Annotated in this window: 10 protein-coding genes; 2 read left to right on the top strand and 8 right to left on the bottom strand. The window is 40.6% G+C overall.

What is annotated here, in order from left to right; translation table 11 throughout:
- The first annotated feature begins 236 nt into the window (after positions 1–236).
- Positions 237–833 (top strand): phosphatase PAP2 family protein, encoded by a 597-nt coding sequence (locus tag B9T36_RS18415; protein WP_086210872.1) that lies wholly within the window; start codon positions 237–239, stop codon positions 831–833.
- A 57-nt stretch (positions 834–890) separates the two neighbouring features.
- Here the strand turns inward: B9T36_RS18415 and proB are convergent, their stop codons facing one another.
- From proB to B9T36_RS18400, 3 genes are all read right to left on the bottom strand, one after another.
- Complete coding sequence (proB, locus tag B9T36_RS18410; RefSeq protein ID WP_005399671.1) at positions 891–2024, bottom strand: glutamate 5-kinase; 1134 nt, start codon at positions 2022–2024, stop codon at positions 891–893.
- A gap of 26 nt (positions 2025–2050) precedes the next feature.
- Positions 2051–3262: an Obg family GTPase CgtA gene (gene cgtA, locus B9T36_RS18405; protein WP_086210871.1), complete on the bottom strand. Its 1212-nt coding sequence runs from the start codon at positions 3260–3262 to the stop codon at positions 2051–2053.
- Positions 3263–3558: 296 nt separating this feature from the next.
- Complete coding sequence (locus B9T36_RS18400; RefSeq protein WP_086210870.1) at positions 3559–3942, bottom strand: winged helix-turn-helix transcriptional regulator; 384 nt, start codon at positions 3940–3942, stop codon at positions 3559–3561.
- A 112-nt stretch (positions 3943–4054) separates the two neighbouring features.
- On the opposite strand from B9T36_RS18400, the gene B9T36_RS18395 reads away from it, so the two are divergent.
- Positions 4055–4906 carry an SDR family oxidoreductase gene (locus B9T36_RS18395; RefSeq protein WP_086210869.1) on the top strand — a complete coding sequence of 284 codons (852 nt, stop codon included), beginning with the start codon at positions 4055–4057 and terminating at the stop codon, positions 4904–4906.
- A 54-nt stretch (positions 4907–4960) separates the two neighbouring features.
- Here the strand turns inward: B9T36_RS18395 and B9T36_RS18390 are convergent, their stop codons facing one another.
- The 5 genes from B9T36_RS18390 to B9T36_RS18370 all read right to left on the bottom strand — a co-directional run bounded on the left by B9T36_RS18390 (position 4961) and on the right by B9T36_RS18370 (position 10108).
- Positions 4961–5641 (bottom strand): hypothetical protein, encoded by a 681-nt coding sequence (locus B9T36_RS18390; protein ID WP_086210868.1) that lies wholly within the window; start codon positions 5639–5641, stop codon positions 4961–4963.
- A gap of 8 nt (positions 5642–5649) precedes the next feature.
- A complete protein-coding gene (locus tag B9T36_RS18385; RefSeq protein ID WP_404814584.1) occupies positions 5650–6399 on the bottom strand; it encodes an MFS transporter in 750 nt (249 codons plus the stop codon).
- 251 nt (positions 6400–6650) lie between these two features.
- A complete protein-coding gene (locus tag B9T36_RS18380; RefSeq protein ID WP_086210867.1) occupies positions 6651–8108 on the bottom strand; it encodes a glyceraldehyde-3-phosphate dehydrogenase in 1458 nt (485 codons plus the stop codon).
- Positions 8109–8431: 323 nt separating this feature from the next.
- A complete protein-coding gene (gene rarD / locus B9T36_RS18375; RefSeq protein WP_086210866.1) occupies positions 8432–9367 on the bottom strand; it encodes an EamA family transporter RarD in 936 nt (311 codons plus the stop codon).
- Positions 9368–9523: 156 nt separating this feature from the next.
- A complete protein-coding gene (locus tag B9T36_RS18370; RefSeq protein WP_086210865.1) occupies positions 9524–10108 on the bottom strand; it encodes a lipocalin family protein in 585 nt (194 codons plus the stop codon).
- Between the last annotated feature and the right edge of the window lie 88 nt (positions 10109–10196).

Here is a 10196-nt window from a genome sequence, read left to right as displayed (position 1 = left end):
TGGTTTAATCAGACAATACATTAAAAAAGGCAGTAATTTAAATGCCTATACGGATGAATATATCTCAGAAATCACTCAACGTTTGAATCATCGCCCAAGAAAAAGACTCAGCTTTAAAAGTCCGAGTCAGGTATTATGGCAACAACATGGTGTTGCACTTCAAATGCTAATCTAAGTTTTAACAATATGACAAAATTGTGACACATTTTCGCACTTTATAAATATCACCCTACTTCATGACCCTTTCTGAACTTAATTTATCGCTTTTTTCATGGATTAATGCATCTCCCGAAGCTAGCAATACCGGTATTCATTTTGCCATATTCATCGCCAATGACCTGCTCTATTGCATTATTTTATTGTTTGCTTGGTTTTGGCTACGTGGCAACTATGACACTAAAAAACAGATATTGAAGGCGTTTATCTTTACCAGTATCGCCATTTTGATCAGCCAATGTATTTCTCATGCGTATTATCACCCACGGCCTTTTGTCATGAATGTTGGACGTACTCTCATTTACCATACACCTAATGGTTCATTCCCGAGTGACCATATGCTGATTTTTAGCAGTATTGCCTTTTCTTATCTGTTCTCGGTACAGCGCAAACTGGGAGTTTTTCTCTTGATTATGGCTTGGCTTGTTGCATGGTCACGTGTCTATCTCGGTGTGCACTTCCCTTTAGATATGCTCGGCGCTTTTCTATTGGCTTTTGCCTTAAACTTCTTTGGCTTAACCCTTTGGAATCTCTATAAAGAGAAAATCATGCAATGGGCACTCACCCTTCACTTTTACTTATTTAAGCCCCTTATTCAAAAAGGCTATATCAAATAACTTTCTCTTTAAAACAAAAAATCCCGCTCGAGAGCAGGATTTTTTCATGCGTTTAAATCAGTAGATTGCCATGTGGTTACGATGAATCATCTCAAGTGACCGTGCTTCACCTAGAACTTGATGAACTTTATCTGACGCCAAGCCCTTGACCAACTCCGCAGAACGCGAACTAAAGTTGACACGTCCGACCGCAACACGACCGCCTTGAATATCAACACATTCAACCACGTCACCGCGCTCAAAATGCCCTTCCACAGCTTTCACGCCAACCGGAAGTAAACTACGATGATTGTCTTTAATGGCCTTAACCGCACCATCATCCAACACCAAACGACCTGCTGTTTGTAAGTGAGCCGCTAACCATTGTTGATGAGCAGTAATGCGGTCATTGTCAGTAATAAACAATGTCCCAAGCATTTCACCATCCATCAAACGTGCAAGCACATTATCACTTTCACCACTGGCAATCAGCGTTGGACAGCCAGACTTTGCAGCCAAGCGTGCAGCACGGACTTTGGTCAACATGCCGCCACGACCAAACTTACCACCACCGCCAGCCATATCAAACAAGCTTTCATCTAAAGCACGCACGGTATGGAACAGTTTCGCGTCTGGGTTTGAACGTGGGTCTGAGTCAAACATACCTTGCTGATCAGTCAAAATAATTAACAAATCTGCATGCACTTGACCAGCAACCATCGCGGCCAGCGTGTCATTGTCACCAAAGCGAATTTCATCGGTCGAAACCGTGTCATTTTCGTTGATTACAGGGATCACATGCCATTCAATCAAGTTCTGTAAAGCATCACATGAGTTTAAGTAACGACGACGGTCTGCCAAGTCATCATGGGTCAACAACACTTGTGCAGTCTGAATATGGTGTTTTTCAAGCACACTCGACCATGTATGAATCAGGCCCATCTGACCAATGGCAGCACACGCCTGAAGACTGGGTAGATCGGTGGGTCGGCTGTCTAGCTTCATACGAACCATACCTTCAGCCACAGCTCCTGATGACACCAGAATAATCTCATGTCCTGCATTGTGTAGATCTGCAATTTGTTTCGCCCAATGCGAAATTGCATCTATATCTAAACCTTGCCCATTTGCTGTGAGTAAAGATGATCCGATTTTAACAACGATTCGTTTACAAGCTTCGAGCTTACGTTGCCCATCTACCACTTCTATCATCTTGTCCTCAGTTACTCATTACGAGCTTAACGTACGTAGTACACTTCCATTTCGCCATCATCTTCATCATCGTCTTCATCATCACCCAACAAGCCTGCAAGACGTTGTTGGCGACGCATTTCACGATACGCTTCTTTAGCGGCAATCGTTTGTTCGCGTGTTTCAGCTTCAAGCTGCTCACGGAATGCTTTCACTTCTGCTGCATAGTCTGGATCTTCAAGCTCACGCTCACGTTGTTGCTCAATTTGATCCATCAGGTAATACACAACTGGTTTTGTCCCTTCAGACATCAAACCTGAAGTTTTAAATACAGGGCCATCCCACTGCATTTCATCTAAGATATGCTGACACCATTCATCACGCGTATCATCTGCCAGTTGGTCAACTTTGTTTAACACTAAAACGATCGGTAACTTTGAAAGTGTCGGAGAGAATTTCTCTAACTCCGCCAAGATCGCTTTTGCATTGTATGCTGGATCAGAACCATCAATCGGCTGAACATCGACAATGTGAAGCAGAATACGCGTACGCGCCAAGTGCTTTAAAAAACGAATACCCAGACCCGCACCTTCTGACGCCCCTTCGATCAAGCCAGGAATATCTGCCATTACAAATGAACGGTGACTGTCCGCATCGACTACACCAAGGTTTGGAACCATTGTAGTAAACGGATAATCTGCAACCTTAGGTTTTGCTGCTGATACGGCACGAATAAAAGTCGATTTACCTGCATTTGGCATACCTAGTAAGCCGACATCTGCCAGTACTTTTAGTTCTAAGCGAATTTCACGGAATTCGCCTTTAAAACCATGGGTACACTTACGCGGCGAACGGTTCGTCGATGATTTAAAATGAGTATTACCCAAACCACCATCACCACCCGCTGCAACAAGCACACGCTGACCACTTTCAACCAAGTCGCCAATAATGTCACCCGAATCAGTGTCAACAATCGTTGTACCTACAGGAACCTTTAGTACAGTGTCTTCACCGCCACGGCCAGCGCAGTTTGCACCACGACCATTTTTAGCTCGCTCCGCACGAAAGCGGCGCGTATAACGAAAGTCTACAAGGGTACTGGTATTATCATCAGCTTCGATAAATACGCTACCACCACGACCACCGTCACCACCATCTGGCCCGCCAAAGGGTACGAATTTTTCACGGCGAAAACTGGCTACGCCATTGCCACCGTCGCCAGCCTCTACGGTAATGACTGCTTCATCAACAAAGCGCATGCTGCCAATCCTCTAAATACTTTAAAACCGCATATTCTGCCATATTTTACAAAATTTCTCGAATAGAATTATTGAGCGAAACATGAAATTTAGTGACAAATCACTTAAAAACGTGCATTTAGCTCTTTTTCTCTTGATTTTCTTCAGTTTTGTCCCTGAAAACAATCAACCTAATCCCATGCTCAACTTACATAAATTAAGCAGCATATACTCTGTTACAAGCAAATCTATGGCTTTTTGTGAAACCTATAACTCACTTAATTCAAACCATTTATTCTGCTTATTTTGTTGTTAAGTTATTTTTTTAAAGCTGAGACTCGCTCTTTATTTTCCAAGATCTCAGGCAAACTTTTTTCAATCCATCCAATTAGATACATGGTTTTTTCGGCCGCTTGGGAGCCCAGTATCGTCAATTGATACTCAACTTTAGGTGGAACTACAGGATAAACCGTCCGTAAAATAAAACCATCTTGCTCAAGTGTTTTAAGGGTTTGGGAAAGCATTTTCTCACTCACCCCTTCTATACGCTGTCTCAATTCACTAAAACGGTGTACACCATCACTCAAACAACGCAACACCAGTACTGACCATTTGCTCGTAAGATGTTCCAATATGTCACGAGATGGGCACTCAGTGGATAAAACTTGACCTAATAGTTTGCTTGTTGCATAGGTGTGCATCATTTCTCTCCATTTGGTTTATTACTTACTTTTTGGTACGTACTTTCACTTAGTAAGTTACTAGATTAGGATAAAACCATCAAGTACAGAAAACAACCAATATAGGTGACTTATGAAAATTGCAATCACAGGTGCAACAGGCCAATTGGGTTCTATTGTGATAGAAAAACTTTTACTACAAACTGAGGCCAACAACATTGTTGCGCTTGTGCGAAACCCAGCTAAAGCGACACATCTCACAGCACAAAATATCGAAGTGCGTGAGTTTGACTATGACCGACCTGAAACTTTAGTCCCTGCTCTATCAGGTATAGATAAATTATTACTCATTTCTGCAAATGAAGTCGGTCGCCGTACACCTCAGCACAAGGCAGTGATTGATGCTGCAAAAGTGGCCGGTGTTCCTTATCTTGCTTATACTAGCTTACTACGTGCAGATACATCGCCACTCGGCTTAGCCCAAGAACACCGTGAAACTGAAAAACTGATTCAAGATAGTGGACTACGCTACACCTTCTTAAGAAATAACTGGTATAGCGAAAACTACCTTGCAGGTGTTGCTCACACCATTGAAATTGGGACGCTTTTTGGAGCAGCTCAAGATGGTCGCATTAGCTCGGCATCACGCATAGATTATGCTGAAGCTGCAGCGAAAGTCTTAACGTCAACTGGCCATGATAATCAAATCTATGAACTAGCAGGTTCACAAAGCTTTAGCCTCTCAGAGCTTGCAACATTGATTGGTCAAGCAGCGAGTAAAACCATTAATTATCAAAACCTAAGTGCGGAAGAATACACTCAAGGCCTAACTCAGGCGGGCTTACCTGCTGGCTTAGTTGAGGTCATCGTTGATGCAGACATTCAAACTATACAAGGTGCAATGTATAGTGACAGTCAAGACCTAGAACAATTGATTGGACGTAAAACTACGAACATTCAAGATGCGATCAAAGCTGCACTTTAAGCCACCCTTTTGATTTTCACATGAAAACACCACCAATGATTGGTGGTGTTTTCTTTATGGATGAATATTCTTCACAGGTAGTGTCATATTCATCTCCAAGTTCGCTGTCGTACTCCGCTCCGTGTTATACATGGTGGCATTGAAGCTTGCTATTTTTCGCATAGTCATTGGATCATTCAAATTAAGCTGTGGCGCAAACTGATGCAACACATGCAGTCGTACTTGCTCATTGAACTCAAAATAAACCAAGCCATTAAACATAATTTTGATCGGAATCTGATAGTCTTGCTTTAAATGAAATGGCACAGCCAGTTTAATCGGAATATCCAAAGTGAGTGGAAACTTAGGCAACAGTTTATTCTGATAAATTAAATCCGTATTGGTCTCCAACGGCATGTTTTGATCAATAAGCACCTCGGTTTGATAATCAACCGATACAGAAACAGGTACTTCTACTTCGAACTCCAAATTTGCCAAATATTTTCCATGTAAAGGCAAATTAATTTTTTGATCAATTTTCAGTTGCGTATCTAAAGTTCCAACAGATTGAGTTTCTAAATAATTACCGACTTGTATTTTTGTCGGTAAAGAGTCTGACAGTTGAATTTGTGCTTCATTTGCAGACACTTGCATACTGGCTTGAATATTCAGGTAAAACCAAAACAGCGCACCCACCAAAATGACAACACACACAAAACTCAAGACAAGCCGCTTCGCGGACTGGAATATCCACATACTCCCTCCTATGGCTTCACGTGTTCTTGAGATAGAGGTTTTTCACGCAAGAATTGCAAACTGTTGAGTGGAATCTTCAACTCCCCCTGCTTAATTTCAATTGGCAATGTATTTTGCACATCCACCGAAGCTTTCAATGCCGTTTTAATAGGAACGTTTAAATGCCCTTGTATTGGAATATTGGTCTTAACCACTGTATTTACTGGAATATGTAGATTTTCTTTCAGTACAGTTTTTACAGGTGCATCAAATTTGAGGTGTACTTGCTGTTCCAGTGGCACATCAATATGAATTGGAACATCCAACTGAATAGGAATATTACCTTTTAAAGGCAAAGTTACATCTCGTCCCATGACTTTTACCTGCACCTTGGTATCCACAGGCATACTCTGATTAATTTTCAAGATTTCACGCACTGGAATGCTGGTTTTGATCGGGACTTGATTATCAAAATACACACGTGGTGTCAGAGTTTGGGTCAGTGGAATATTCAGGTTTTCTCGGATCGGAATTTCAGCATTCACACGCCCTGTCACATCCACATCTAAAGCGTCATGAATTTTGACCTCAGCTTGTAAAGGCTCTTGTAGATCAATACTGACTTTTTGATTTTCTAAGGGAATATAGATATTAAAGTGTTTAAACATCCAAATAGCGATGAATACACCACACATGGTTGCTAACACAATAAATACCAATCCACTGAGTAGGTGTTTCACTTGCAAAGTCAAATTCCTTTTTTTATTTTGATTCTTCATCTGACAAGTCTAATCCTTTTGTCAGCCCAGTCTGTTTACAGGTCATCCCAACCTGACTCGATAAATATATAAATGTCTATTTCAATAAAATGTTCCAATTATTCTAAGTAAATAAGTCAGAATTAAGCATTGGCAACTCTTACCATGAAATTCAATACTTATGCCAATCCTGACATATATGTACAAATTTTATAAATCAGCAAGTAAAAAAAAGAGCCTCATATGAGGCTCTTTTTGATCACTACTACAAATTATGCATTTGTTTCAGTAGGAATTTTAGGATAGCTTACGCCACCCATTTGCTCTGCAATACGTAATACTTGGCAGCTATAACCTACTTCGTTATCGTACCAAACATACGCAGTTAAACGGTTGCCCGAAGTAATGGTTGCTTGCGCATCAAATACACCAGCAGTACGCGAACCGATAAAGTCAGATGATACAACTTCAGTCGAGTTGGTATAACCGATCTGACCTTGAAGGCTTGAGCTGATTGAGATTTTACGAATGTATTCGTTCACTTCATCACGATCAACTTCTTTGTCTAAAGTTAAATTTAGAATCGCAAGTGAAACGTTTGGTGTTGGAACACGTACAGAGTTACCTGTCAGTTTACCTTGCAGTGCTGGAAGTGCTTTAGCAACCGCTTTAGCCGCACCAGTTTCAGTAATTACCATGTTCAATGTTGCAGCACGACCACGGCGGTCTGCTTTATGGTAGTTGTCAATTAAGTTCTGGTCATTTGTGAATGAGTGAACTGTTTCAACGTGACCATTCAACACTGTGTATTTGTCATGTAGTACTTTAAGTGTTGGTGTAATCGCGTTTGTAGTACAACTTGCAGCTGAGATGATTTTGTCTTCATCAAGAATGTCTGCTTGGTTCACACCAAATACCACGTTCTTCATGTCACCTTTACCAGGTGCAGTTAGAATTACACGTGCAGCACCAGGACATTTAAGGTGTTGAGCAAGACCTTCTGCATCACGCCATTTACCCGTGTTGTCAATCACAAGCGCATTGCTGATGCCATAATCAGTGTAGTCAACTTCAGATGGGTTAGATGCATAAATCACTTTGATGAATTGACCATTTGCAATAATTGCTTCGTTTTCTTCATCAACAGAAATCGTACCAGAGAAAGGACCATGGATTGAGTCACGGCGTAATAAAGACGCACGTTTTTCTAAATCACCATCAGAAGACTTACGAACCACAATCGCTTTTAAGTTCAAGCCACGTCCAAGGCCAGACTGACCAATCATTAAACGCGCAAGAATACGACCAATACGACCAAAACCGTAAAGTACAACGTCACGGCCTTCTACAGAAGTTGGGCGACCTTCTACAGACTTAACTGCTGCTGCAACAAATGCATCAACATCGCCACCTTGCTCTTTGAAAGCAACAGCTAATTTGCCTAGATCAATTTCAGCAGTACCAATATTTTCAATTTTAGCGAGCGCTTCAAGGATTGGGAATGTATGCACAACTGAAAGCTCAACGTCCATCATACGTGTGAAACGGTGTGCTTTTAAAATTTGAATTACTGAACGGTTAACTAAAGAACGTCCAAACACTGAAACTACAATATTTTTTTCACGGTAAAGCTGACCGATCAAAGCGATCATTTGTTCTGCGATTTCTTCACGGTTTTTCCAGCGACCTTGGTGTTCTGCGTGTAGGGCGATGATAGTCTCTTTGCTCACAGATACGTCCTCTAATTAATTTAATCTAAGCATAAATTTCAAAACCCAACAATTGTAAAGGATTTAGTGCCAAGTTTGAATCGAAAGCTGTAAATGCATGATGTTTTTTATCGTATATTCATTATTAATTTCAGAAATGATTGAATTTAGTCCAATGATTTTTCAGTAGAAAAATCTAAAACTAATTTTTTTAAATAAAAAATAAACAGTTACACAAATGATGTTTTATCAAACAGTCAACTATTCTTAAAGAGCAATAGACAAATAAGAGACTTAGTCATCGTCCAAATTCCAGCACAATAGCAACATCAAACATGATCAGATCAGTCTGGATGCTGCTGTTTTTCAAAATGCTCAATATTTCGCTCGAGTTGTTTTTTATTTTGCTGTTGTTTATATAAATGCAGAGTGCCTTCAATAATCAGCAACAAAACAGCAAACCAGATAGGAATATAGGTGAACCACTCACCCGCCTCAACACGCTCACCCATCGTAATGGATGCACCAGCTAACAGCACTGGTTCTAAATAACTCAGCAAACCAAAAATCACAAAAGGTAAATAACGACTTGCTAAAATATAACTTCCCAAGCCCATCGCACTTAGAAAACCTAAACCAATGACAGCAAGAATAAGATGCGGAAACTGCTGCATCAACATTAAACTATCACTCTGTACAAATCCTAAATAAAATGCGACAGGGAGAATTAAACACAGATCCCACCAGAAGCCCCCCAAATGATCTGTTTTACAAACACGGCGCAAGAAGAAATACAAAGGATAAGCCACAGCAACATAGACTGTTTCCCATGCCATACTGCCAATACGCCAAATTTCATGTCCAACCCCAAGCACAGCAAAAGCGACCGCAACCATTTGCCAGCGGGATAGCTTTTCCTTGTAAAGGATGCAACCAACCAATACCATGACCAAAGGCAGTAAAAAATAGCCGAGGGACACTTGTAAGCCACGACCATTCATCGGCCCCCATAAAAACAGCCATAGTTGGGTCGTACATAAAAATGAACTGAATAATAACCATGCAATCATCCATGGTTGTTTAAAAATACGCTTAAATAACTCAATGATCAGTTTTAAGTCACCACTCCACCACATAAATGCCGTTAAAAAAGGAAGTGTGGCAAACATACGCCAAGCAAAGGTTTGCTCACTATCTAAAGGTTTTAGAAAAAAGGTATAAAAATATAACACCCCAAAAGTGACGGATGCTAAAACTGATAATGCAACACCTTTATACATCCTTCACTCCATATACATTGTGGGCAACTTTAAATTCGACCAATTATAAAGCTTTCATCCAAATAAAGCTTTATTATTCAAGTTTTAATAGGCTTAAAATAATGCCTAGAAATAAAAAAGCCATGCTTCCGCATGGCTTAGACAATACTATCAATTTTACTTTGGCAGTTGTTTGGTATGGATTAAATCATTTAAGTCGTAGCCTACCGACTTAGCATATTCCAAGTATTCATTAATAACTTTAGGATCTGCTTGCGGTGTACGAGAAAGCACCCACATATATTTGCGGCGTGGCTCACCTACAAGCACTGTTTGATAGTCATCATCAATTTTTAAAATCCAATAATCCCCACGCGCCACAGGCAACCACCGCACAGCCTCAGGTAAAAAACTCACTTTCAACTTACTGTTAAAAGGTGGGTTTTGTACAAATGCCTCACCTATCGACTGCATCAGCTTGCCATCTTGAGCATAACAGCGGTTATCGACACTGACATTTCCATTTTCATTGAGTGTATAAATCGCTGAGACATTAGTTCCGCATTTATTTTGGAAGTACATAGGCTTACGCGCTATTTCATACCATACCCCCAAATAACGATCCAATTCGATCTTATCCACCACAGCTAAAGGCTTACTTTGAGCATAAGCCATGGTTGCCATACCTAAGCCCACCAGAACAGCACCACCTACAGCAATTTTGGCAAGGGTAAAACCCGCCTTGGGAAGATTTGCAGACATAAACTGTACCTTTAATATTTCAGAATTTATGATCTAAAAATAAACATCTCTTTAAAAAATAATGCTTTCTGCCCAAATTACTGTAGCG

Origin of the sequence: Acinetobacter sp. ANC 4204, assembly GCF_002135205.1 — a bacterium.
Taxonomy (GTDB): domain Bacteria; phylum Pseudomonadota; class Gammaproteobacteria; order Pseudomonadales; family Moraxellaceae; genus Acinetobacter.
Note: the sequence above shows the minus strand (reverse complement) of the source record. Positions and strands in the feature narration are given on the sequence as shown.